Origin of the sequence: Streptomyces hiroshimensis (genome assembly GCF_014650335.1) — a bacterium.
Classification (GTDB): domain Bacteria; phylum Actinomycetota; class Actinomycetes; order Streptomycetales; family Streptomycetaceae; genus Streptomyces; species Streptomyces hiroshimensis.
Window position 1 is genome coordinate 65,606 of the sequence record NZ_BMUT01000007.1, and the last position, 23,816, is coordinate 89,421.

18 protein-coding genes are annotated in these 23,816 nt (G+C 72.5%); 11 read left to right on the forward strand and 7 right to left on the reverse strand.

Features of this window, described 5'->3' with window-relative positions:
* Window positions 1-6: 6 nt before the first annotated feature.
* From IE241_RS17285 to IE241_RS17295, 3 genes are read right to left on the reverse strand one after another with little or no spacing between them, the layout of a single operon-like run.
* A complete protein-coding gene (locus IE241_RS17285; RefSeq protein ID WP_190022663.1) occupies window positions 7-1,002 on the reverse strand; it encodes a serine/threonine-protein kinase in 996 nt (331 codons plus the stop codon).
* Complete coding sequence (locus IE241_RS17290) at window positions 1,002-1,532, reverse strand: hypothetical protein (RefSeq protein ID WP_190022664.1); 531 nt, start codon at window positions 1,530-1,532, stop codon at window positions 1,002-1,004. The genes IE241_RS17285 and IE241_RS17290 overlap by 1 nt, the downstream gene beginning before the upstream one ends.
* An 18-nt stretch (window positions 1,533-1,550) precedes the next feature.
* Window positions 1,551-3,953 carry an FHA domain-containing protein gene (locus IE241_RS17295; RefSeq protein ID WP_190022665.1) on the reverse strand — a complete coding sequence of 801 codons (2,403 nt, stop codon included), beginning with the start codon at window positions 3,951-3,953 and terminating at the stop codon, window positions 1,551-1,553.
* Window positions 3,954-4,031: 78 nt separating this feature from the next.
* Here IE241_RS17295 and IE241_RS17300 point away from each other — a divergent pair, with 78 nt between their 5' ends.
* From IE241_RS17300 to IE241_RS17310, 3 genes are all read left to right on the forward strand, one after another.
* Window positions 4,032-4,454: a gamma-glutamylcyclotransferase family protein gene (locus tag IE241_RS17300; RefSeq protein ID WP_190022666.1), complete on the forward strand. Its 423-nt coding sequence runs from the start codon at window positions 4,032-4,034 to the stop codon at window positions 4,452-4,454.
* Between the two features lie 388 nt (window positions 4,455-4,842).
* Window positions 4,843-6,627, forward strand: a complete 1,785-nt coding sequence (locus IE241_RS17305; RefSeq protein ID WP_190022890.1) for a M4 family metallopeptidase — start codon at window positions 4,843-4,845, stop codon at window positions 6,625-6,627.
* Window positions 6,628-6,810: 183 nt separating this feature from the next.
* Window positions 6,811-7,749 (forward strand): alpha/beta fold hydrolase, encoded by a 939-nt coding sequence (locus IE241_RS17310; protein WP_229899402.1) that lies wholly within the window; start codon window positions 6,811-6,813, stop codon window positions 7,747-7,749.
* On the opposite strand, the gene IE241_RS17315 is transcribed toward IE241_RS17310, so the two are convergent.
* Complete coding sequence (locus IE241_RS17315; RefSeq protein ID WP_190022668.1) at window positions 7,689-8,012, reverse strand: WhiB family transcriptional regulator; 324 nt, start codon at window positions 8,010-8,012, stop codon at window positions 7,689-7,691. The genes IE241_RS17310 and IE241_RS17315 overlap by 61 nt on opposite strands.
* A gap of 250 nt (window positions 8,013-8,262) precedes the next feature.
* On the opposite strand from IE241_RS17315, the gene IE241_RS17320 reads away from it, so the two are divergent.
* Window positions 8,263-9,738 (forward strand): amino acid permease, encoded by a 1,476-nt coding sequence (locus tag IE241_RS17320; protein ID WP_190022669.1) that lies wholly within the window; start codon window positions 8,263-8,265, stop codon window positions 9,736-9,738.
* Window positions 9,739-9,763: 25 nt separating this feature from the next.
* On the opposite strand, the gene IE241_RS17325 is transcribed toward IE241_RS17320, so the two are convergent.
* Complete coding sequence (locus IE241_RS17325; RefSeq protein ID WP_190022670.1) at window positions 9,764-10,693, reverse strand: AraC family transcriptional regulator; 930 nt, start codon at window positions 10,691-10,693, stop codon at window positions 9,764-9,766.
* Window positions 10,694-10,808: 115 nt separating this feature from the next.
* On the opposite strand from IE241_RS17325, the gene IE241_RS17330 reads away from it, so the two are divergent.
* From IE241_RS17330 to IE241_RS17340, 3 genes are all read left to right on the forward strand, one after another.
* Window positions 10,809-11,867, forward strand: coding sequence for a zinc-dependent alcohol dehydrogenase family protein (locus IE241_RS17330; RefSeq protein ID WP_190022671.1), 1,059 nt, complete (start codon window positions 10,809-10,811; stop codon window positions 11,865-11,867).
* 455 nt (window positions 11,868-12,322) lie between these two features.
* On the forward strand, window positions 12,323-12,793 hold the full coding sequence (locus IE241_RS17335; RefSeq protein WP_190022672.1) for an NUDIX hydrolase: 471 nt from the start codon (window positions 12,323-12,325) through the stop codon (window positions 12,791-12,793).
* Window positions 12,790-14,835 carry an ABC transporter ATP-binding protein gene (locus tag IE241_RS17340; protein WP_190022673.1) on the forward strand — a complete coding sequence of 682 codons (2,046 nt, stop codon included), beginning with the start codon at window positions 12,790-12,792 and terminating at the stop codon, window positions 14,833-14,835. The genes IE241_RS17335 and IE241_RS17340 overlap by 4 nt, the downstream gene beginning before the upstream one ends.
* 27 nt (window positions 14,836-14,862) lie before the next feature.
* On the opposite strand, the gene IE241_RS17345 is transcribed toward IE241_RS17340, so the two are convergent.
* The gene (locus IE241_RS17345) at window positions 14,863-15,393 is read right to left on the reverse strand and encodes a hypothetical protein (protein ID WP_190022674.1); all 531 of its coding nucleotides are present in this window, start codon (window positions 15,391-15,393) and stop codon (window positions 14,863-14,865) included.
* Window positions 15,394-15,491: 98 nt separating this feature from the next.
* Window positions 15,492-16,646, reverse strand: a complete 1,155-nt coding sequence (locus IE241_RS17350; protein ID WP_190022675.1) for a NucA/NucB deoxyribonuclease domain-containing protein — start codon at window positions 16,644-16,646, stop codon at window positions 15,492-15,494.
* A gap of 295 nt (window positions 16,647-16,941) precedes the next feature.
* Here IE241_RS17350 and IE241_RS17355 point away from each other — a divergent pair, with 295 nt between their 5' ends.
* The 4 genes from IE241_RS17355 (at window position 16,942) to IE241_RS17370 (ending at window position 23,766) form a co-directional block, all read left to right on the forward strand.
* Window positions 16,942-17,931 carry a cyclase family protein gene (locus IE241_RS17355; protein WP_190022891.1) on the forward strand — a complete coding sequence of 330 codons (990 nt, stop codon included), beginning with the start codon at window positions 16,942-16,944 and terminating at the stop codon, window positions 17,929-17,931.
* Between the two features lie 192 nt (window positions 17,932-18,123).
* The gene (locus tag IE241_RS17360) at window positions 18,124-21,048 is read left to right on the forward strand and encodes a SpoIIE family protein phosphatase (protein ID WP_229899405.1); all 2,925 of its coding nucleotides are present in this window, start codon (window positions 18,124-18,126) and stop codon (window positions 21,046-21,048) included.
* 82 nt (window positions 21,049-21,130) lie between these two features.
* Complete coding sequence (locus IE241_RS17365; RefSeq protein WP_190022677.1) at window positions 21,131-22,678, forward strand: sugar ABC transporter ATP-binding protein; 1,548 nt, start codon at window positions 21,131-21,133, stop codon at window positions 22,676-22,678.
* A gap of 2 nt (window positions 22,679-22,680) precedes the next feature.
* Window positions 22,681-23,766: an ABC transporter permease gene (locus IE241_RS17370; RefSeq protein ID WP_190022892.1), complete on the forward strand. Its 1,086-nt coding sequence runs from the start codon at window positions 22,681-22,683 to the stop codon at window positions 23,764-23,766.
* The last annotated feature ends 50 nt before the right edge of the window (window positions 23,767-23,816 follow it).

Genomic DNA, 23,816 nt, shown 5'->3' on the forward strand with positions numbered 1-23,816 from the left:
GGTCCCTCACCGCCACCGCTCCGGGAACACCACCGCCGCCCACCGCGGTGGCTCCGGGACTTCCTTCGGCCTGCGGTCCCTATCGTCAGTCCCCGTGCCCGTACCTGTGCCCGTATCCGTATCCGTATCCGTATCCCGCTTCGCCGTCGCGATTCGCAGGGCCGACACGAACTGCAGGCAGCTCTCGAAGCGTTCGTCCGGCGTCTTCGCCAGGGCTTTGGCCAGGACATCATCGGCCGCGGCCGGCAGCCCGGGCACCCGTTCCGACAGCCGCGGCGGCGCATCGTACTGGTGCGCCCACAGCAGCGCCATGTCGTCCTCGCGCCGGAACGGCGGCGCTCCCGTCAGCATCTCGAAGACCACGCACCCCAGGCTGTACACGTCGCACCGCCCGTCGACGGGCTTGCCCGCGATCTGTTCGGGGGCGACGTAGTCCAGCGTGCCCACGAGTTGACCCACGCTGGTGTACCCGGTCAGGGACAGGGACTTCTTCGTCAGGCCGAAGTCGGTGAGGTACACGTGCTCGGGGTGGTCGCTGTCGGTGCCCTCGGCCACGAGGATGTTCCCCGGCTTGACGTCCCGGTGCACGAGGTCGTGGGCGTGGGCGGCGTCGAGGGCGGAGGCGACCTGGCCCGCGATGCGGCACACGGTTTCCGGCGGCAGCGGCCCCTCACGGTCGAGCAGGGCGCGCAGATCCTGCCCGGCCACGTATCGCATGGCGATGAAAAGCTGCCCATCGGCCTCCCCGGCGTCGAACACCGGGACGATGTGCGGGTGGTCGATGGCCGCGGCAGCCTGCGACTCGTGCACGAAGCGCTTGCGGAAGGTGTCGTTGCGTGCCAGATCGGGGGCGAGCAGCTTGAGCGCGACGTCCCGGCCGAGCTGCAGGTCGCGGGCGCGGTAGACGACGGCCATGCCGCCGCGCCCGATCTCGCTCTCCACCTCGTATCCGGCGATGCGGCGGCCGATCAGCTCGGTGGGGCGCTCGCCTGCCGGGGCCATCAGCCCTCACCGCCGGGCCCGGCCGGGGACGCGACCGCCGCCATGGCCGTGCCGTCGCAGTAGCACCACATGTCCCGTTCGGCGTCGTAGAGCCAGACGGCGTCGCCGTCCACCACGGCCCCGATCCGCAGTCCCCGGGTCGTGCTGCCGAAGGTCTCCCCGTCCATGTGCCCTGCGGCGAGGTCCTCCACCGCCTTGCGGTACTGCTCCAGGGTCTCCTGGACACGGGCGAGGAGGGCCCGCGCGTCATGCGTCCGCTCGGGCAGGCCTCCGGCCCCGGGCGGTCCCTGCGGAAGCGAGACCAGGAGCCGGGCGTCGGTCCACGCACCCCAGCCGTTGGAGCAGCGCACCTGCCCCCATTCCCCCCGGCGCTCCACGAGCCGTACGGGCAGGAGCGGGTCCAGGGGATGGGTGGGGACGGTCCCGTCGGGGGCGGTCCAGGTGGCGAGCCCGCCGGGGGGCACGACGTGGGTCGGCAGGAATCCGGGGATGCCGGAGGCGCTGCCGGGCGAGCGGGGAACCGTGCTCATGACATGACTCCGACTCCGTCACTTCCGCATGACCGCGGGCTCGTGGCGGCGCAGAAGGCGGGCCACCAGGAAGGCGAACACGAGGGACAGGACCACCATCATGCCCATGTCGAGCAGCCAGGTGCCGACGGCGTGCCGGAAGAGCGGGTCGCCTCCCCCGGCCGACGGCGGGAGCTGCCCGGTGGCGGGCGGGATGTGGGTGAAGTCGATGGTGGAGCTCATGGCCGCCATCGCCCAGCGCGAGGGCACCAGCCAAGCGAGCTGCTCCAGCCCCGCCTTGTTGTTGAGCTCGATCATTGCGCCGCAGAAGACGAACTGGACCAGGGTGATGAACACCAGCAGCGGCATGGTGACCTCTTCGCGGCGGACGATCGCCGACACGAGGAGGCCCAGCAGCATGGAGGTGAACGACAGCACCGTCAGGGCCAGGGTCATCTCGGCCAGGGGCGGCATGAGGACTCCCTGCCCGCCGGGCGCGCGGGTGTCCACCCCGCCCAGGCCGACGATGGACAGGACGATCGCCTGCGCCACCGTGATCAGGCCCAGGACGAGGATCTTCGACATCATGTAGGCGGACCTGGACAGGCCCACGGCGCGTTCGCGCCGGTAGATGCCTCGTTCCTTGACGAGTTCGCGCACGGCGTTGGCGGCGCCCGTCAGCACGCCGCCGATGCACAGGGTCAGCAGGACCGTGTTCGCCTTGCCGGCGGAGGCGAAGCGGGTGCCCGAGGACAGCCGGGCCATCGCGCCGGTGACGAACGGCAGCACGATCATGATGATCAGGAAGGTGCGGTCGGTGCTGAGCGCCCTCACGTAGCGGCGCATCAGCGTCCACAGCTGGGCGCCCCAGCTCTGGGGCTTGGCGGGCGCGGGCACCGCCTCCGGCGCCTGCGGTGCGGCGAGCTGCGGCTGTGCGGCGGCGGCGGCCTCGACGTACCGCTGGTACTGGTGCGAGGCGCGGTACTCCCCCGGCCAGTCCCGGTCCTTGTCGTTCTCGAAGGCCTCGAACGCCTCGGGCCACTCCTTGAACCCGAAGAAGCCGGGCGTGTCGCCGGGCGGTCCGTAGAAGGCGGTCCGTCCGCCGGGGGCGAGGACCAGCAGCCGGTCGCAGACGTCGAGGCTGAGCACGCTGTGGGTGACGACGATGACCGTGCGGCCGTCGTCGGCGAGGGTGCGCAGCGTGTTCATCACCGAGCGGTCCATGCCCGGGTCGAGGCCGGACGTCGGCTCGTCGAGGAAGAGCAGCGACGGCTTCGTCAGGAGTTCCAGGGCGACGCTGACGCGCTTGCGCTGGCCGCCGGAGAGGCTGTGGATGGGCTGATCGGCGCGCTGTTCGAGGCCCAGTTCGCGGATGACCTCCTCGACGCGGGCCAGGCGTTCGGCCTTGGCGGTGTCGCCGGGGAAGCGCAGTTCGGCGGCGTAGGACAGGGCGCGGCGCACGGTGAGCTGGACGTGCAGGATGTCGTCCTGGGGGACGAGCCCGATGCGGGCGCGCAGCTCGGCGTAGTCGCGGTAGAGGTCGCGGCCGTCGTAGAGCACCGCGCCCTGGTCGGCGGGGCGCAGCCCGGTGAGGGCGTTGAGGAGGGTGGACTTGCCCGAGCCGCTGGGGCCGACGACGGCGAGCAGGGACTTCTCCCCGACGGGGAAGGAGACGTCGTCGAGGAGCCGCTTGCGGCCTTCGCCGGCGTCGACGTGGACGTACAGGTCCTGGACGTCGAGGGAGATCTCGCCGCTGTCGACGTACTCCTGGAGCTGGTCGCCGACGAGGCAGAAGGCGGAGTGGCCGATGCCGATGATGTCGCCGGGGAGGACCGGGGCGCGGTGCACGGGCCGGCCGTTGAGGTAGGTGCCGTTGTGGCTGCCCAGGTCGACGATCTCGTGGGAGCCGTTCGGCCCGGTGCGCAGTTCGGCGTGGCGGCGGGAGACCACCAGGTCGTCGACGGCCACGTCGTTCTCGGGGCCTCGGCCGATGCGCACGGTGCGGGGCGGCAGGGGCCGTACGGAAGTGGGCTGCCGGAACGTGCCGGTGGCGGCGGGCAGGGCGACGGACGAGGGGCGCTCCGCCGGGGGCGCAGGCGGGGGTGGCGGCGGGACCGGGGCCGGGGCGGTCCTGAGGACCGCGGTGGGCCCGTCGGCGGGGTTGCCGAAGCGCAGGACGGTGCCGGGTCCGATGTCGAGGACCTGCACGCGCCGGCCTTCGGCCCAGGTGCCGTTGGTGCTGCCCGTGTCCTCGACGGTCCAGTGGCCGGCGACCGGGCGCAGCACCGCGTGGTGCCAGGAGACGCGGTCGTCCTGCAGCACGATGTCGCTCTGGGGATCGCGCCCCACGAGGTAGGAGCGGACCGGGGTCATCGTCTGCGAACCGCCATCGCACTCGATGACGAGTCCGGGGGCGGAGGGCGCGACCGGCCGATCTCCCATACCGGTAATTTTACGGCGGGCCGCCCGCCCCCGCCTTTTGGTGACGGGCGCCTGCGGCGGCGGAGGAGGGAGTGGGAGATGGCGGTGGAGCCGGAGCGGCTGCCCGTGTTCGTCTACGGGACGCTGCGTCCCGGGCAGGTCAATCACCGGCACTACCTCGGCGGTCGCACGGTGGCCGCGGAGCCGGCGCGGCTGCGGGGTGCGGTGCTGTACGAGGGGCCCGGCTATCCGTACGCCGTGGCCGAGCCGGACGGCGAGATCCGGGGGGAGCTGGTCTTCGTCGAGCCGGGCGCGTACACGGCGGTGCTCGCGTCCCTGGACGAGCTGGAGGGCTGCGGTCCGGGCGGGGCCGGGGAGATGTACGTACGGGTGAGGCGGCAGGTGCTGCCCGAGGGCGGCGGGGCGGTCGGCGCGTGGGTGTACCTGGCGGCGGACGCCACGGCGCGGCGGCTGCGGGCGGTGGGGACGCGGGTGGCGGGCGGCAGCTGGCCGCACGGCTAGAAGCGGGCCCTGGCTACTCAAGGAGACGCCTGTCTCATATGACGAGACACCGGCCGCCTCCGGCAACCCCTGCGCCGAACACCCCCTCTTCACCTGCAGTTCGACGCCGCGTCACGGTCCGGGCACCTTACGTTGAGGCATTGTTAACAGTTGATCAACTGTCCGGACATCACGCCTATCTGATCTTTTCATGCCCATGCCAGTACGGGCAGAGTCCTCCGCGGGACCACAGGTTCCCGCGGTGCGCGAGTGACGGCACCGCGTGCCTACAGGCGGCCGGCTGACCACCGAACCGCCCTAGACGCAAAGGGCGCTGAACTTGCGTACAACCCCCACAACCCACAAGCGAATACTCACCGCCGCCGTGGCGGTCGTGGCCGCGGCCACCATGGCGGGCACGGCGTCCGCCACGCCCCAGCCCGCGAACAAGAAGGTCGCCGACACCACGCGGGACCGGGCCCGGGAGTCGGCCGCCGACTCGTCCATCAGCGCAGCCACCCTCGCCGCCAACGCGGAGACCGTGAAGGCGGCCACCGCCGCGGCACTCGCCCACGCGGACGCCACGGGCGTCGGCAAGAACGAGACGCTCCGCGTCAAGGACACCCTCGTCGACCCCGAGGGCAAGCGCCACGTCCGTTTCGTCCGGGCCATCCAGGGCGTCCCCGTGGTCGGCGGCGACCTCGTCGTCCACCTCGACGCCAAGAAGAACTACCTCGGCGTCACCCGGGCGATCCAGCACCGGGTCTCCGTGCCGTCGGTCACCCCGAAGCTCACCGCCCCGCAGGCCGCGGCCAAGGCCGCGAAGTCCGTGGACGGCAAGGCCGCCAAGACCGAGCTCGTGGTCGACGCGCGTAGCGCCGAGCCGGTGCTCGCCTACCGCGTGACCGTCACCGGCGGCGGCAAGGCCGAGACCGGCGTCAGCCACAGCGTCGTCGTGGACGCCGGCAGCGGCACGGTCATCAGCAGCACGCCGCTGAGCGACGGCATCATCTCCCCCCGCCTGAAGGCCAAGCTGCGCAGCGAGGGCCAGCAGGCCAAGCCGCGCACCGGCGCCAGGACCACGCCGCCCGCCAAGGCGCAGTCCGGCACGGAGTTCCCGGCCCAGGCGAACGGCACCGGCGCCTCGCTGTTCGCCGGCAGCGTCCCGCTGACGACCACGCAGACGGCCAAGGACTCCTTCACCCTCAAGGACCTCAGCCGCGGCGGCGGCGAGACGCGCGACGCCGGAGCCAAGGAGCTCGACTCCTTCGCGGCCGGCAAGGAGTTCACCGACGCCGACAACCGCTGGGGCAACGGCACCGCCACGGACAACGCCACCGCCGCCGTCGACGCGCAGTTCGGCATCACGAGCACGTACGACTACTACAAGGCGACGTTCGGCCGGAACGGCATCAAGAACGACGGCTCCGGCCCGCGCGCCCTGGTGCACTTCGGCGACAAGGTCGGCAACGCCTTCTGGTCGCCCGAGTGCGGCTGCATGCTCTACGGCGACGGCGATGGAGAAACGTTTAAGCAGCCGCTGGTGGCCCTGGACGTCACCGGCCACGAGCTCAGCCACGGCGTGATCGAGGCGACGGCCGACTTCCAGCCCACGCGGGTGGACGCGCGCCAGAACCAGTTCGGCGAGGCGGGCTCGCTCAACGAGTCGCTCGCGGACATCTTCGGTGCGGGCGTGGAGTTCCGGACGAACAACGCCGGCAACCCCCCGAACTACCTCCTCGGCGAGAAGCTCGGCCTGGAGCAGAAGTTCCTGCGCCGCATGGACAAGCCGTCGCTGGACGTCCTCGAGGGCACCGTCGACTACTGGGACAAGGACTCCTACGACCGTGAGGTGCACGCCGGCTCCGGCGTCTCCTCGCACGCCTTCTACCTGCTGGCCGAGGGCAGCGGCAAGAAGACCATCGGCGGCGTGGAGTACGACTCCCCCACGTACGACGGCTCGGCGGTGACCGGCATCGGCCGCGAGAAGGCGCAGCAGATCTTCTACCGCGCCCTGACCCGCTACATGGTCTCGACGACCGACTTCCACGAGGCCCGCACCGCCACGCTGCAGGCCGCCGCGGACATCCACGGCGAGAAGAGCGCCGAGTACAAGGCGGTCGACGCCGCCTGGGCCGCGGTGAACGTGACCGCCGCCAACACTCCCAAGGAAGGCCCGGCCGTCAAGCGCTGACGGCTGCGAGCGTCCCCGCCCGGCCGGTTCCCCCGGCGCACCGTGCGCCGGGGGAACCGGCCGGGCCTGTGTGATCCACAACCCATGGCCCGGCGAAGTGGATGTTGTTATGGTCGACGCCACCAGAGGGTTGGGTGTTCAAACTCACCCGGCGCGCCACTGGTCGACGACAAGGGGGAGCAAGTGCCGGCATACGCAGAGACCGCGGAGAACGCGGCGACGGTCACGGACGCCGAGGAGCTCAAGGCTCTGAACGCGGAGCTCGCGGCGTCCCTCGAAGGCGGTTTCACCAGCGAGTACGCCGAGGTCAACGGCGTCCGGCTGCACTATGTGACCGGTGGTCAGGGCGAGCCGCTGGTGCTGCTGCCCGGCTGGCCCGAGACGTGGTGGGAGTACCGCAAGGTCATGCCCGCGCTCGCGGCCCGCTTCCGCGTGATCACCGTCGACATCCGCGGCATGGGCGGCTCCAGCAAGCCGCAGTCCGGCTTCGAGAAGAAGTCCATGGCCCGCGACATCCTGGAGCTCGTCCGCCACCTCGGCCACGAGAAGGTCAGCATCGCCGGGCACGGCATCGGCGCCATGGTCGCCTTCGCCTACGCCGCGAACCACCCGGAGGCCACCGAGAAGGTGGCGATCCTCAACACCACGCACGCGGACCAGAGCTACTACAAGTTCCCCATGCTGCCCAACCCCGGCGACAAGGGCCCGCACCGCTGGTGGCTCGCCTTCAATCAGGTGGCCGGATTCCCGGAGGAGATCCTCACCGGCCGCTACCGCCACATCATCGACTACATGTTCGGCCTGAGCCTGGTGAACCCGGAGGCCATCACCGACCGGGACCGGGACATCTACGCCAAGGCGTACTCGTCGGCCGAGGCGATCCGGGCGAGCAAGGGCTGGTTCCAGTCCTACCAGCAGGACATCGCCGACTTCGAGTCGTACGACAAGATCTCCGTGCCGATGCTCGGCCTCGCGTACGGGACGTTCTTCGAGTACATGAGCCAGGTGTTCCCCCAGCAGGGCACCGACGTCCGCATGGCCGAGATCGAGGGAAGCCGCAACTACCTGGTCGAGGAGCAGCCGGAGGCCGTCACGCGCGCCCTCCTGGAGTTCTTCGGCTGAACGACCCGGCCCGCGGCGGACGCCGCGCGCCCGGGCTTCGCGGCCCGGCGCAGCGCCCGCCGCTCCGCCTCGCTCGTTCCGCCCCACACGCCGCTCTCTTGCCCGGACTCCAGCGCCCATCGCAGGCATTCCTCGCGCACCGGGCAGGTGCGGCACACCGATTTGGCGTCCTCGGTCTGAACGACTGCGGGACCCGTCGTTCCGACGGGGAAGAACAGCTCGGGGTCCTCGTCGAGACAAGCGCCGTACTGTCGCCAGTCCATGCGGCGATCCATGAAACCATCCCTTCGGTCGGGTCGGGTGAGTGCATCGGCTGAGCGGGTCCCCCTCTCTCTACTCCGCGTTACCCGAGATCCGTGAGGTATCCGTGCAATCGCCTGTGCAAAGCCGGCAGAGCGGCGACCCGACCTGACAGAGCGGACAGTGCAGAAGGGTGTGACGTCCGGCTGCTCGGTAGGTAGTGGTTCCACGCGTTCCGCGCCCACGCCTCCCTTGAGCCCCAGGACGGTCAGCATGCTCGCGCCACCTCCTGCTCCCACCGGTTCCCGGAAGAGCCCGCCCACGCCCGCCGAAGCCGCCGGCGCCGATGCCGGCGCCGGTGCCGCCCTGCCGCGCGGGCTCAAGCAGCGCCATCTGTCCATGATCGCGCTGGGCGGTGCCATCGGAGCGGGCCTGTTCGTGGGCTCCGGGGTGGGGATCAGGGCCGCGGGCCCCGCGATCGTCGTCGCCTACGTCCTGGCCGGCGGCCTGGTGCTGCTGGTCATGCGGATGCTGGCGGAGATGTCCGCCGCCGATCCGGCGACCGGCTCCTTCTCCGTGCACGCGGCCAAGGCGCTCGGCCCCTGGGCCGGTCTGACGGCAGGCTGGCTGTACTGGTCGCTCCTCGTCGTCAGCGTCGCCGCGGAGGCGATCGGGGCGGCGGACATCATGACCGGCTGGCTGCCCGGCGTGCCCGGCTGGGTGTGGATGACGCTCTTCATGGCCGTGTTCACGGGCAGCAACCTCGCCGCCGTCCGGCGCTTCGGCGACCTCGAATTCTGGTTCGCCGGCCTGAAGGTCACCGCCATCTGCGTCTTCCTCCTGCTGGGGGCGCTCGCCGTCTGCGGGCTGCTGCCCGGCACCGCCGCGCCGGGCACCGCCCACCTCACCGGCCACGGCGGCTTCCTGCCACACGGCCCGCACGGGCTCGCCCTCGGCCTCGTCGCGGCCGTCTTCGCCTACGGAGGGCTGGAGACCGTCACGATCGCGGCCGCCGAATCCGCCGACCCGGTCAGAGCGGTGGGCCGCGCCGCCCGGACCGTCGTCTGGCGCATCTGCCTGTTCTACATCGGCTCCATGGCCGTCATCGTCACCCTGCTGCCCTGGGACAGCGGCACCGCGCACACCAGCCCGTACAGCGGCACCCTCGAGCGCATGGGCGTCCCCGGCGCCGGGCACCTCATGAACGCCGTGGTGCTCGTCGCCCTGCTGTCGGCCATGAACGCCAACGTCTACGGCTCCTCGCGCATGCTGTACGCCCTCGTGCACCGCGGTGACGCACCCCGCGCCCTCGGCCGCGTCACGCCCGGCGGCGTCCCGCGGAACGCCGCCCTCGCCTCCGCCGCCTTCGGCTTCGCGGCCGTCGTCCTCAGCGTCGTGTGGCCGGACACCGTCTTCCGCTTCCTGCTCAACGCCGTGGGGGCCACCATCCTGATCGTCTGGTTCCTGATCGGCCTCTCCCAGCTGCGCCTGCGCCGCCGGCACGCCCGGCGCGGGGATGCGGAACCGCCCGTGCGCATGTGGCTGTTCCCCCATCTCACCCGGCTGACGCTGCTCGCGATCGGCGCCGTCCTGGTGGTCATGGCCTTCGAACCGGACTCCCGTACACAGGTCTTGTGCACGGGAGCGTGGGCGGGGCTGCTGGTCGTGTGCGGTCTGCTGAACGGGCGCCGCCGGAGCCGGGAGCGGCAGACCGCCGCACACGCCGGGGCCGGGCGGCGGGCCGGGTGACGGGCCCGGCTCCCGGCGCCGGGTATCACGCCGGGAGGGCGGCCCCCTCCTTGCGGTACCGGCCCGGCGCCACCCCGTACTCCCGCTTGAAGGCCTTGGCGAAGGCGAACTCCGAGGTGTACCCCGCCCGTTCGGCGACGGCGCGCAGCGGAGCGTCGCCCTCGCGCAGCAGCCGGCCCGCCGTCGTCATGCGCCACCAGGTCAGGTAGGCGAGCGGCGGCTGGCCGACCAGCGCGGTGAAGCGGCGCGCGAAGGCGGCGCGGGACAGCGCCGCCCGGGCGGCGAGTTCCCCGACCGTCCAGGGGCGTGCAGGGTCGTCGTGGATGGCGCGCAGTGCGGCCGTGACGGCCGGGTCGCTCAGGGCCGCCGCCCACCCGGACGGCCCCTCGGGGCGCTCGGTCAGCCACCAGGCGCGCAGCAGGTAGAGCAGCAGGGTGTCGAGGAGCGCGAGCACGACGGCGTCGGAGCCGGGCTGGGGATCGGCCAGTTCGGCGCCGAGCAGGTCGACGGCGGAGCGCAGCCGGTCGTGGGCACCGATGCGGGCCGGGAGGTGGACGAAGGGCGGCAGGTCGGCGAGGAGCGGGTGGGCCCGCGCCTTGTTCAGCCGGTAGGCGCCGCAGAGCATGAGGGTGTCGTCGCCGTGGACGGGCCCTCGGTCACGGAGCGCCGGCCAGGAGCCGTCCGCGTTCAGCCGGGCGTCCTCCAGCGGGGTGTCGGGGTGGTCGGCGAGGCCGTGCCCGTACCCGTGGGCCAGGAAGACGACGTCGCCCGGGCCGAGGCGGACGGGGCCGGCGCCGTCGGGCGGCAGCAGCCAGGCCGAGCCCTGGAGGACCACGTGGAAGCCGGCGCCGTCGGAGGCGGGGAAACGGACGCCCCAGGGCCCGCGCTTGACCGAGCGTGAGGAGTGGGGGTGCCCGGTGCGCATGGCGGCGATCGCATCGCTCAGTACGTCCATGACGGCACCCTACAGCCGTGATCGCACCCTGCCACCATGATCGGGAGACGCTGGGACATAGTCAGGAGGCTTTCGGATATGGATCGTCTCCCGGGCCCTCCGTACGGTCGTTTCCATGACAACTTCTTCCGTACACAAGGCAGTCACCGAGAACGTCACCAAGGACGTCGCCAAGGACATTGCCAAGGACGTCACCAAGGCGGTTCTCTTCCATGAGCTCGGCGGTCCCGAGGTCCTCAGGATCGAGGAGGTGCCGCTGGCGCAGCCCGGGCCCGGCGAGGTCCTCTTCCGCGTCGAGGCGATCGGCCTCAACCGGGGCGAGGCCCTGTTCCGGGCCGGCCGCTACTACTACCAGCCCACACTGCCCGGCTCCCGGCTCGGCTACGAGGCCGCCGGTGTGGTCGAGTCGGTCGGCGAGGGCGTGACCGGGTTCTCTCCCGGCGACGCGGTGATGTCCGTTCCCACCTTCGACTTCGGCGTCCACGGGGTGTACGGCGAGCGCGTCGTCCTGCCCGAGGCGTCACTGGTGCGCCGGCCCGAGGGCGCGGACGCGGTGACGTCCGCGGCGATGTGGCTGACGTACTCGACGGCGTACGGCGGCATGGTGGAGACCGGCGGCCTTGCCCCCGGCGACCATGTGGTGATCACGGCCGCGTCCAGCGGCGTCGGCACGGCCGCGATCCAGACGGCCCTGCGGATCGGCGCGGTCCCGATCGCCGTCACGCGCGGCGACGCCAAGCGGGAGCGGCTGCTGGAGCTCGGCGCCGCCCATGTGATCAGCGCAGGCTCCGAGGACCTCGTGAAGGAGGTCAAGCGGATCACCGGTGGCCGGGGCGCGGACCTGGCCTTCGACGCGGTGGGCGGCCCCGGCTTCGCCGCCCTCGGCGACGCCCTCGTGCCCGGCGGTACGGCGGTGATCTACGGCACGCTGGACCGGCGCCCCGTCCAGCTGTCGCTGAACTGGCCGCTCAGCGTCCACGGGTACTCCAACGGCGACCACTCCCGGGACGCCGACTACCGCCGCCGCTCCGCCGCCTTCATCGGTACGGGCCTGGCGAGCGGCGCGCTGGCGCCCGTGATCGCCGAGACCTTCGACGGCCTGGAGCGCATCACGGACGCGCACCGCCTGATGGACTCCAGCACGTTCACCGGCAAGATCGTGGTGAAGGTGTGACGGTCCCGCAGCCGCGACGGCCCGGGCGCGGCCCGTGAACAGCCGCCGCGCGGTGCTGCAGGCCCCTCTGCAAAGAGAGGCCTTCCGCCGCCCCGCAGCCACGGGGGCAGGGGCGCCGCGTGATCGTTTCCGGCCGCAACGCAACCCCCGGATCGGGTGAGCGGCCACGGTGGAGTGAATCGCACAAACAGCGACCGGCCCGCGGCCCAGAGCCTGCGGGCCGGTTGACGCCTCCTCGAATTCCCGAGCGACGAAACGCCCTTGGAGGGCCGTGACGCCCACGATCAGGGGTCGTTTTCCCGATCGCCCGTCCGATCCGTACGTCAACGAGGAGGCGCAGTGCATCACCATCACGAGGGCCCCACGCGCACCAGCGGGGTGCATCCGCCATTCGAACACCGCCGGCCGGCAAGGCATGCGGGCTCCGGCGCCGCCACCGCCGGGAGGTGGCCGTCATGACGCAGCGGGCGCGCTATACGTGCGTGGTCGACGTGATGGTCCTGCTGCACCGCGACGACGGCCGCGTCCTGCTGCTCCGGCGGGCCGGGGACGTGTACGCCACCGGTCTCCTCGCCCCGCCCGGCGGGCACCTGGAGGACGGCGAGACCCTGGCCGACGGCGCGCTGCGCGAGGTGGCCGAAGAGGTCGGCGTCGCCGTCGACCCGGCCGATCTGGAGTTCTGCCACCTGATCCACCACCGTGATCCCGAGGGGCAGGCGCGGATCGGGGTCGTCTTCACCGCGCAGCGGTGGTCGGGCGAGCCGCGCAACCTGGAGCCCGGGAAGTGCTCCACGCTCGTCTGGGCCGACCCTGCGCGCCCGCCCGCCGACTGCGTGCCCAGCACCGCCGCCGTCCTCGCCAGGTTCGTCTCCGGGGCGCTGCTGTCCACCCACGGCTGGGACGGCGAGCCGGGAGGAGCGGCATGAAGCTGAAGCAGAGGAACCTCAAGCGGGGCGGGCGAAGTACGGGCGTCGCGGCGGACGACGGCGCGCCCGGGAGCCGGTCGGAGTCGGAGCAGCTGCTGTTCGGCGGCCCGTTGCTGTACGACAACGGGTGGACGCAGCACGAGAGGGCGTACTTCGAGATGTCGCTGTGGGCGATGGCCATGCGCCTGCCCGGCCTCGTCCGCTCCACGGTGCACCTGGCCAGGAGGGCCGACCGCCGGTCCTTGACCGTCGTCGGCGTATCCGAGCTGGCCCGCGGTGTGGGACAGGCCGTGGGACTGGTCGCGGTCAACAGCGTCCTGACCGCCGTCCTGGCCTCCGGGACCATCGGGCAGCGCCTGCTGGCGGCCGTCCCGGCGATGGTGGTGGTGACGCTCGCCGGGGTGGTGAGTGCGCTGGCGACGTCGGCTTCGACGTCGGGCACGGGCCGGCTGGAGCCGAAGGTCGAGCGGGTGGCGACCGAGCAGTACCTGGAGCGTGTGGTCCGGGTCGAGCTGGCGGCCATCGAGGACGCGGGCTTCCACCGGCTGCTGGATTCGGCCCAGTACGGGGCCGCCTCGGCCCGCCGCATGATCAGCTACTGCACCGGCGTCATCGGCTCGCTGGTGTCCTTCGCGGCCGCCGCAGGCGTGCTGACCGTGCTGCATCCGGTGCTGCTGCCGCTTCTCGTGCTGATGACCGTGCCCCGCTCCTGGGCCGCCCTGCGGAACTCGCGGTCACGACATGCGAGTTACCTGCGCTGGGTGCAGCACTCGCGGGCCGGGCGGCTGCTGAGCCAGACCCTGATGCGGACGGGGCCCGCCCCCGAGATCCGCGTCCACGGCGTCGGGCCCTTCCTGGTGGATCACTTCCGCAGCATGTCGCAGGACTCCGAGGCCGAGCAGTCACGGCTGGCCGACAGCGCGGCCCGGGTCCGGCTGATCGCGTCCGCGCTCACCGGGGCCGCCATGGCCCTGACCTACCTGGCGCTGATCGGGCTGCTGGCGGCAGGGGTGATGGACCTGTCGGTGGCGGGCACGGCGGTGCTGGCCACACGGACCGGCGGACAGAGTCTGTCCACCCTCGTCCTGCAGGTCAACAACCTCTACGAGGAGGCCTGTTACGTGCAGGACCTGGAGCGCCTCTACCGGGAGGCGGCGGAGCGGGCCATCCCCGACGGCGGGCTGCCCGTACCCGAGCGGCCGGCGCTCATCCGCTTCGAGAACGTCACCTTCCGCTATCCCGCGGACGGCGCCGACGGCTCTGAGGACCCCGAGGGCTCCCGGGGCTCCCGGGGCGCCGAGCGGCCGGCGCTCCGGAACGTGAGCCTGGACATCCCCGCCGGAAGGATCGTGGCACTCGTCGGCGTCAACGGCTCGGGCAAGACGACCGTCGCCAAGCTCGTGGCCGGCCTGTACCAGCCGGACGCGGGAAGCATCCTGTGGGACGGCGTGGACGCCGGCGCGCTGGACCGGGCGCAGCTGTTCTCGCGGATCGCGATGGTCGGCCAGGACTTCCACCGGTGGCCCTTCACGTGCCGCATGAACATCGCCATCGGCCGCACCGACCGGCCGCTGGACCAGAAGGCACTGGAGGAGGCCGCCGCCCACGCGGGCGCCGACAAGGTCGTGGCGGAGCTGCCGAAGGGCTGGGACACGCTGCTGTCCAAGGGTTACAAGGGAGGCCACCAGATCTCCGGCGGCCAGTGGCAGCGGCTGGGCATCGCCCGTGCCCGCTACCGCGACGCCGCCGTCCTCGTCGTCGACGAGCCCACCTCGGCCCTGGACGCCCGCGCCGAGCTGGAGGTCTTCGAGCAGATCCGCAGGCTCGCCGACGGCGGGCAGACCGTCGTCCTGATCACCCACCGTCTCGCGTCCGTGCGGCACGCCGACGTCATCCACGTACTGGAGAAGGGGGAGCTCCGCGAGAGCGGCACGTTCGAAGACCTGCTGAACATCCCCGGGGGCGTCTTCCTCGGCCTGTACGAGATGCAGCGCGCGCAGTTCCGGGACGCGCCCGTGCCGGAGCAGCGGCGGACGGCGTAGGCACGGGCGGTGGGTGCAGGTGCGGGGTCAGCTGCCCGTCCGGTACTGGTGGCCCATGCGGCTGGTCTGCTTGTGCACCACGGGGGCGCCCGCGGCTCCGCCCTGCCCCGCAGCGGCGGCCCACACCTGGATCAGGTACTCCTCCACAGGGGCGTCGTCGTCGCGCGGTTCCGGCTCGTCGCGGTGCCGGCCTGACACGCGGATGCGGTAGTCCCCGGGGCCGGGGAGGGGGAGCGAAGGCTCTTCGTCCAGGGAGCTGTTGCCCCGGCCGATCTCCATCGGCTCGCCGGTCGGCCAGTGCACCTGCACCTCGGCCACGTCCTGCCAGGCGTCGGCGAGCAGCTGCGGCGGGCCGTCCCAGAGCTCGGCCGTCACCGTGACGTCGCCGGTCTCGGTCGCGGTGATGACGGCTGCGGCCGCGCCTTCGGGGCGGGTGTCGACGAGGCCGTTGACGGAGTAGTCGGGTTCGAAGTCGGCCATCGACTGGTCGAGCAGGTCGATGCGGCCGGCGTCGACGAAGAGCAGCGGATCGGTCACGCGGGCTATCAGGGTGGCCACGGCGGGTGGTTCCTTTCAAAGGGCGGGAAAGGGGGCACGGGGAAGAAGGGAAGGGGCAGGCCCCGGACGGGGCCTGCCCCTTCATCTTGACGGAGGGCTTACGGGTTGGGGTCCTGCCCGCAGCCCACCGGGCCCATCAGCGAGGGCTCGGCCACGGTGGCCGGGCGCACGGCGCCGTGCGGCTTGACGACGTCCACCCAGAACGCGTCGTTCTCCAGCACGCGCTGGCCGTTCAGGTACGACTTGCGCAGGCTGCCCTCCTTCGAGTTCTGCCGTGCGTTGAGGAACTGGCACGAGTAGTCCTTGTTCCGCGACGCGCCTTCGAGGGTCTGCGCCATGGGGTACTCGTCGCACGACTGGCCGCCGCTGTTCGGCGGGCGGGGAACGCCGCGCACGCACGCCTCGCGCCGGTTCTCCCGCTGGATGGCCTGGTCCATGGTGCGGTGCAGGGGGTTGCCCGCACCCTTCTTGCCCCAGTGCCCCTTGAGGTTCCGCTGCGCCCAGTCGACGTGCCAGGCCACGGCCGCGACGTCGTTGTCGGTGACGTCCAGCTTCCAGCTCGGCGTGTACTGCGGGTACACACAGCCGCCCGTGCGGGCGTCGGTGACGCGGGCGGTGCTGTCGCAGCGCGGCTTGAACGTCGGTCCCAGCCGCATCGTGCCCCTGTCGTGCCGCGGCGCGGTGATCGTCGCCTCGGGGTAGACGGACTCGATCACCTTGTCGCGGCCGGGGCTGCCCGCCTCCATGTCGAACGTCCACGTCACGCCGGGGAAGAGGATCTTCGTTCCGCCCGGCGTGGACGTACAGCCGTTGCAGCGCAGGCCCACCGTCATCGAGACGGCGGCGGCCTCGGGGATCGTCGGATTGGTGAGCTTGACCGCCACCTTCTGCTTCCACTTGTAGCGGTTGCGCGGCTCCAGCTCGGCGGTGGCCTTGACGCGGACCTTCGCGGTGCCGTTCGGCCTGCCGTTCAGCAGGAACGTGATCGACGTGTCGTAGTGCGCGCACGACTGGGTGCGGTTGAAGTCGTAGTACCCCACCGGGCAGTCGAGCACGGCTGCTGCGGCGGCCTCACCCGTCCCGGTGTCGGCACGCCGGCTGTCGGGTACGCGCTGGAGCTCCGGGGTGTCGGAGACGATCGTCCGGCCGGTGTCCTCGGCCGGGGCCTGGTCGGCACTGGCCGGTATCGACGCCGCCAGCGGCAGCATCAGGGCGGCTGCGCCCACGGCTGTCGCCGCGCGCACCCTGGTCACGATTTTCCTCAACTTGCTTCCTCCCGTTGCGTCCTGACTGATCATCAGTCAGCCAGTTGACATGCTCACGATGTTGGCCACGTGGGCGACGAGAGGTCAACGGCCTTCCGGGTGAGGCGAAAGGTTCGAGACAGAAGCTGTGAGTTCCCTGTGAGCCGGTGTGTCGAGTGGACACACCGGGGGTTCAGTGATTCGATCACCGCCGTCAACGCGCGTAGAGCCGCTGTCACCGAAATGCCCGCCCGTATGACGCCCGCATCCGGCGGCCGACGGCTCATCATTCAGCACCATGGACATGGGCTTCCCGACCGATGCGCCGACTCCCCCGCCCACCGGCGGACCGCCTCCGCCGCCGACCGGCGACCGCAACGGGCCGGCCGTCTCCCGCGAGGAGTTCGACGCGCTCTTCGCGAGAGTCCGCACGTGGGGCCGCTGGGCGCCCGCCGACCGCGGGGCCTGGAACCGGGTGACCGCGGACCACGTCCGGCGGGCCACAGCCCTGGTCCGGACGGGCACCGTCGTGCCGATGGCGCGGCCGTGGGACACCGAACCCGGCCCGGACAACACCAGGCCCGCCCTGCACTACATGTCCGACCTCGGCGACGTCGAGGCGCCCGAGCCCGCCGCCCACAAGGACTTCATCGGCGCCGACTACCACGGCAAGGCCGTCAGCCACCTGGACGCGCTCTCGCACATGGCCTACCGCGGGCGCTTCTACGGCGGCGGCACGGCGCGCGACCTCGTCGGGGCCGCAGGCACCCGCTTCGGCGAGGTCGCGGCCCTCGGTCCCCTGGTGACCAAGGGGGTGCTCCTCGACCTGCCGGCCGTCCTGGGCCGCACTTGGCTGGAACCGGGACAGGCCGTCCACGCCGCGGACATCGTCGCCGCGGAGAGGACGCACGGCGTCACGATCGGCGAGGGCGATGCGGTGCTGCTGCGGGTCGGCCGCTTCCTGCGCCGCCGGGAGCTGGGCGCCTGGGACCCCGACGCCTCCTGCGCGGGCCTCCACGTGGACGCCGTGCCCCTGCTGGCCGAGCGCGGCATCGCCCTGCTCGGCAGCGACGGCGACAGCGACGTACGCCCCTCGCCGGTCGAGGGGCTGCACTCCCCCGTCCACACGCTCGCCATCGCCGCGATGGGGGTGCCCTTGCTGGACAACCTCGACCTCGAAGAGCTCTCCGCGGCCGCCGCCGGGACGGGCCGTTACGAGTTCCTACTCCTCGTAGCACCCCTGAACATCCCGGGCGGCACGGGCTCGCCCGTCAACCCGGTCGCGGTGCTCTGACCGGTCGCGGTGCCGACGGCCCGGTCCGGCTCGGCTCGACCCGCGCGCCGGGCATCACGGACTGTGACCGGCCGGGCGCGCACCCGTGAATCGTTCCGTTATGTCGGCAAAGTTCTAAAATGGAACAACAGTGCAGCCGCTCCCTGGTACGGGCGGCCATCGGCGCACGTACCGATGAGGGAAGTGATCCGGATGGGGCTCGTGGCGGACGACATCGGCCCCGTACTCGCCCGCGAGCAGTTCCTTCGCGGCGGGACGGTCGAGGACGCCGTGCGCAGCCCGATCCTGAACTCGTGGCAGCGTTCCCGGGCGCTGGGGCTCTCGCCCGAGGGGTGCGAGCTCCCCTACACCCAGGATCTCGATCTCGACGGCCGCCTCGTCCGCGCGGCCGCGCCCGTGATGAGCCGGCTGCAGGCCATGTTCGACGGCAGGAGCATGAACATCTCGCTCGCCGACGCGCGCGGGGCGGTGCTCCAGCGCCGCTTCGGCGAAGCCTCCATGGTCAGGCACCTGGCCGCGATCCAGAGCGTCCCGGGCTTCGTGTTCGCCGAGAAGTACGGCGGGACCAACGGCATCGGCCTGGCGCTCGCGGAGCGGCAACTGGTCAACATCTACGGCGCCGAGCACTTCGCCGAACGCTCGCAGGCGAACGCGTGCGTGGCGATCCCCGTACGGGACCTGCTCAGCGGGCGCATCGAGGGAGTTCTCTGCTTCGGCTACCCCTACACCGACGCGGACACGGCGCTGGACGTCGTGATCCGCAGGGCGGCCGACGCCATCGAACGGCGGCTGCTGGGACAGAGTTCGGCGCGGGAGCGCGCCCTGCTCAAGGCCTACCTCGACGCCAGGCGCCGTGCGCCGGCCGACGGCTCGCCCGTCAACGGGCAGCTGAGCGAGCTCGCCGCGAGCGGCCTCGACTGGCGCGACCAGATGATCCTCAAGGAGAAGGCCGGCGAGCTGCTCGCCTCGGCCCAGCGGGCCGCCGTCGAGGTCGTCCTGCCCGGCGACCGGCGCGTCACCCTGCTGAGCCGCCCGGTGACGAGCGCCTCCGGGGTGGAGGGCCTCGCCGTCGAGGCGGTCATCCCCTCGCGGCACCAGCGCCTCGCCGTCTCCCCCGAGGCCGGTGCACCCCCCGGCCTCCTGGCGCAGCAGACCCTCACCGACGTCGCCACGCTGCCCGGGCACCCTCCCGGCCACGTGCCCGGCCGGGCCGCCCCGACGGCCCACAGGCCCGGGACACCCGCTGCATCCGGCGCACCCGCAGCATCCGGTGTACCCGGCGGTGCCGGCCCCGGCCCTCCCGCCGACGGCGGCACGACCAGCGGGCTGGTGCTGGTGGGCGAGCCGGGCGTGGGGAAGTACGCCGTCGCGGCCCGCCGCCGCCTGGAGCTGCTGGCCGAGGCCAGCACCCGTATCGGCACCACGCTGGACGTGGGCCGCACCGCCCTGGAACTCGCCGAGATGGCCGTCCCGCGCCTGGCCGACTACGTCACCATCGACCTTCCCGCGGCGGTGCTGCGCGGCGACGAGCCGGCCGACCCCCTCAAGGACCTCCACCGCACGGTGGTCCACGGCATCCGCGACGACTGCCCCTTCTACCCCGCAGGCGAACGGGTCGACCTCAAGCCGACCACCCCCCAGCTGCGCTGCCTGACCAGCGGGGAGACCATCCTGGAGCCCGATCTGAGAGCCGCCCCGGGCTGGATCTCCCAGCACCCCGTGCGCGCCCAGCGCCTCCTCGCCCACGGCGTCCACTCCCTCATCGCCGTCCCGCTCCTCGCCCGCGGCATCGTCCTGGGCATAGCGAGCTTCTACCGCGCCCAGGACCCCGCCCCCTTCGGCGACGACGACCGTTCGCTGGCGCAGGAGCTCGCCACGCGCGCCGCCATCTGCATCGACAACGCCCGCCGCTACACGCGCGAGCACAGCATGGTCCTCGCCCTGCAGCACAGCCTGCTGCCGCAGGGCTTCCCCGAGCAGAGCGCCGTCGAGGTCGCGCACCGCTACATGCCGGCCGAGTCCGGCGTCGGCGGCGACTGGTTCGACGTCATCCCCCTCTCCGGCACCCGCGTCGCCCTGGTCGTCGGGGACGTCGTCGGCCACGGGCTGCACGCCGCCGCCACCATGGGCAGGCTGCGCACCGCCGCGCGCACCTTCGCCGAGCTGGACCTGGCTCCCGACGAGGTCCTCACCCACCTCGACAACCTCGTCGGGCGCCTGGACCGGGAGGAGTGCGGCGAGGACCCGTCCAACGGCAACACCGGCATCATCGGCGCCACCTGCCTGTACGTCATCTACGACCCCACCACGCAGCAGTGCACCATGGCCCGGGCCGGCCACCCCCCGCCCGCGCTGGTCCGTCCCGACGGCACCGTCACCTTCCCCGAGCTGCCCGCGGGCCCGCCGCTGGGGCTGGGCGGCCTCCCCTTCGAGAGCGCCGGATTCCTCCTTCCCGAGGGCAGCCAGCTCGTCCTCTACACCGACGGGCTCATCGAGGACCGTCACCGCGACTTCGACGTGGCGCTGGAGCAGCTGCGCCGGGCCCTGTCCCACCCGAACCGCCCGCCGGAGGACACGTGCCGGGAGGTCGTCCAGAGCGTGGTCCCCGAGCACCCCGCCGACGACATCGCCCTGCTCGTCGCCCGCACCCACACCCTGGACCCGCACCGGATCGCCGTCTGGGACCTGCCCGCCGACCCCGCCCTCGTCTCCTCCGTCCGCGCCGCCGTCACCGCCCGGCTGACCGAGTGGGGGCTGGAGGAGATCGCCTTCACCACCGAACTGCTGCTCAGCGAGCTGGTCACCAACGCCGTCCGGTACGGCACCGGCCCCATCCAGGTGCGCCTGCTCTACGACCGCGCGCTGACCTGCGAGGTCGCCGACACCAGCAGCACCGCCCCGCACCTGCGCCACGCGGCCACCACCGACGAGGGCGGCCGCGGCCTGTTCCTCGTCGCCCAGCTCTCCCAGTGCTGGGGCACCCGCTACACGGCCGAGGGCAAGGTCATCTGGGCGGAGTGCGCCCTGGAGGTGCCCGGTGGCAAGTCCTTCGCCGCCGGGGCGTTCCTCGACGGACTCGGCGGCCTCGACGGACTCGACGACATTCCGGCGATCTGACGGCCCGTCCGGCAGCGGGACCAGAGATGGCCGTAACATAATGAAATGCGGTAATTGGCCCTGATAGGTCCCGGAGGAGTCCGTGCACGACGCTCCTGACATCCGTCCTCTCCCGGGCCGCGGCCCCGAGCCCCTCGTCCGCATACGCGGCCTGAGCAAACGGCTCGGCGGCACCCCGGCCCTGGACGGGGTCGACCTCGACATCCGCTCCGGCAGCGTGCTGGCCCTGCTCGGTGCCAACGGCGCCGGGAAGTCCACCCTCATCAAGGTGCTCGCGGGCGTCCACCACGCGGACGCGGGCGAGGTGACCGTCGCCGGGCACCCGCTCGGCACCGAAGCGGCCTCCCGGTCCATGTCCTTCATCCATCAGGACCTGGGCCTGGTCGGCTGGATGACCGTCGCCGAGAACATCGCCCTGGGCACCGGATACCCGCGCCGCGCAAAACTGGTGTCCTGGCGGCGGACCCGCCGGCGGTGCGCCGAGGCCCTGGGCATCGTCGCCGCGCACCTCGACCCGGACGCCGTCGTCGCCGACCTCACGCGAGCCGAGCGCTCCCTGGTCGCCATCGCCCGCGCCCTGTGCACCCGGGCCGCACTCATCGTCCTGGACGAGCCGACCGCCAGCCTCCCGGCGGCCGACTGCGACCGGCTCTTCGGCGTCCTGCACGCCCTGCGCGACCACGGCCGCGCCGTCGTCTTCGTCACCCACCGGCTCGACGAGGTGTACAAGGTCGCGGACACGTTCGCCGTTCTGCGCGACGGCCGCCTCGTCAGCCACGGCCCGCTCGCCGGCTACGGCCCCGCCCGGCTGGTGCACGACATCGTGGGCCACGACATCACGGGCCACGGGCCGGGCGGCCACGGCATCGCCGCCCCCGCCCCGGGCCCGGCCGTCCTGAGCCTCGACGGCGTGCGGACCGGGAACACCGGGCCCGTCAGCCTGCGGCTGCGCCCCGGCGAGATCCTCGGCATGGTGGGCCTCACCGGCGCCGGGCACATGGAGCTGGGCCGCGCCCTCGCCGGCTCCCGGCCGGTCCTCGGCGGCCGGATCCTGCTCGGCGGGCGTCCGTACCGGCCGGGCACGACCGCCGACGCCGTCGGCGCCGGCGTCGGCTTCGTGTCCAGCAACCGTCAGGAGGAGGGCTGCGCCGCCGAACTGACCGTGCGGGAGAACTTCCTGGCCAACCCCCGGGCGGCGGGCCTGCAGGGCGCGCACTGGATCAGCCCCGGGCGCGAGCGCGCCAGGGCCGCCGCCCTGATCGAGCGTTTCTCGGTGCACCCCCGGGACAGCGAGAGGCCGATCGCCACCCTCTCCGGCGGCAACCAGCAGAAGGTCATGATCGGCCGCTGGCTGGGGGCGACCCGGAGCCTGCTGATCCTGGAGGAGCCGACCGCCGGCGTGGACGTCGGCGCCAAGGCGGCGATCTACCGCCTGCTCCGGGACGCACTGGCCCGCGGTCTCGCCGTCCTGCTCATCTCCACCGACTTCGAGGAGGTCGCCGACGTGTGCCACCGGGCGCTGGTGTTCGCCCGCGGAACCGTGACGGCGGAGCTGAGCGGCGAAGCGCTCACGGTCACCGCGCTCACCCACGCCGCGTCGGACATGGCCGCCCTCACCGGGGCACCGTGACGATGACCCCGCCCTCCCCTTCCTCTCCCCCGCCCCCTCCTGCGCCGTATCCCTCCCCTCCCCGGCACCCCTGGGGCCGCTTCTTCGGTCACCTCCTCGGCGCCTACGGCCTCCTCGCCCTGACCGCCCTGCTGTTCCTGGCCTTCTCCCTCGCCCTGCCCGGCACCTTCCCCACGCTCGACAACGTCTCCGCCGTCCTGTCCGGCCAGTCGATCCCCGCCATGCTCGCGCTCGGCGCGACGATCCCCATCGCCACCGGCAAGTTCGACCTGTCCATCGGCTACGGCCTCGGCCTCGCGCACGTCATGACGATGCAGCTCGTCGTCGCCGAAGGGTGGCCCTGGCCGCTCGCCTGCCTCGTGGTGGTCCTCGGCGGGGCGGCCGTCGGCGCGGTCAACGGCGTCGTCGTCGAATTCGCGAAGATCGACTCCTTTATCGCCACCCTCGGCACCGGCAGCATCATGTACGCCTTCACCGGCTGGATCACCGACGGCGCCCGGATCGTCCCCGGCCCGCACGGCCTGCCGGACGCCTTCACGGCCCTCTACGACTCCCGCTTCCTCGGCCTGCCGGTCTCCGCCTTCTACGTCCTCGCCCTCACCGCCGTGCTGTGGCTGGTGCTCGAACGCCTGCCGCTGGGCCGGTACCTCTACGTCATCGGGTCCAACGCCCGCGCCGCCGACCTCGTGGGCATCCCCTCCCGGCGCTACGTGATCTACGCCTTCACCGGATCGGGGCTGGTCGTCGGCATCGCCGGTGTGCTGCTCGCCGCGCAGCAGCAGACCGGCAACCCCAGCGTCGGCATGGACTACCTGCTGCCCGCCTTCGTCGGCGCGCTGCTCGGCTCGACCGCGATCAGGCCCGGCCGCGCCAACGCCCTGGGGACCCTCGTCGCCGTCACCGTCCTGGCCGTCGGCCTCGCGGGCATCGGCCAGCTCGGCGCCCGGTTCTGGGTCACCCCGCTGTTCAACGGCAGCACCCTGCTCCTCGCGGTCGGCCTCGCCGGCTACGCCGCGCGGCGGCAGCTGCGCCAACGGCGGACGCAACCCTCCCGGACGCCCCGTCAGCCGCCCGGAGCCACCCCGTGACCACGTCCCCTGACCGCCTCCTCCCCCTCGGCTGACGTCCCGCAAGGAGC

Bases quoted from the DNA above. Each gene is read 5' to 3' on its own strand.
- IE241_RS17285 (WP_190022663.1), bottom strand. From the start codon at position 1,002: ATGGCCCCGGCAGGCGAGCGCCCCACCGAGCTGATCGGCCGCCGCATC.
- IE241_RS17290 (WP_190022664.1), bottom strand. From the start codon at position 1,532: ATGAGCACGGTTCCCCGCTCGCCCGGCAGCGCCTCCGGCATCCCCGGA.
- IE241_RS17295 (WP_190022665.1), bottom strand. From the start codon at position 3,953: ATGGGAGATCGGCCGGTCGCGCCCTCCGCCCCCGGACTCGTCATCGAG.
- IE241_RS17300 (WP_190022666.1), top strand. From the start codon at position 4,032: ATGGCGGTGGAGCCGGAGCGGCTGCCCGTGTTCGTCTACGGGACGCTG.
- IE241_RS17305 (WP_190022890.1), top strand. From the start codon at position 4,843: ATGGCGGGCACGGCGTCCGCCACGCCCCAGCCCGCGAACAAGAAGGTC.
- IE241_RS17315 (WP_190022668.1), bottom strand. From the start codon at position 8,012: ATGGACTGGCGACAGTACGGCGCTTGTCTCGACGAGGACCCCGAGCTG.
- IE241_RS17320 (WP_190022669.1), top strand. From the start codon at position 8,263: ATGCTCGCGCCACCTCCTGCTCCCACCGGTTCCCGGAAGAGCCCGCCC.
- IE241_RS17325 (WP_190022670.1), bottom strand. From the start codon at position 10,693: ATGGACGTACTGAGCGATGCGATCGCCGCCATGCGCACCGGGCACCCC.
- IE241_RS17330 (WP_190022671.1), top strand. From the start codon at position 10,809: ATGACAACTTCTTCCGTACACAAGGCAGTCACCGAGAACGTCACCAAG.
- IE241_RS17335 (WP_190022672.1), top strand. From the start codon at position 12,323: ATGACGCAGCGGGCGCGCTATACGTGCGTGGTCGACGTGATGGTCCTG.
- IE241_RS17340 (WP_190022673.1), top strand. From the start codon at position 12,790: ATGAAGCTGAAGCAGAGGAACCTCAAGCGGGGCGGGCGAAGTACGGGC.
- IE241_RS17355 (WP_190022891.1), top strand. From the start codon at position 16,942: ATGGGCTTCCCGACCGATGCGCCGACTCCCCCGCCCACCGGCGGACCG.
- IE241_RS17360 (WP_229899405.1), top strand. From the start codon at position 18,124: ATGGGGCTCGTGGCGGACGACATCGGCCCCGTACTCGCCCGCGAGCAG.
- IE241_RS17370 (WP_190022892.1), top strand. From the start codon at position 22,681: ATGACCCCGCCCTCCCCTTCCTCTCCCCCGCCCCCTCCTGCGCCGTAT.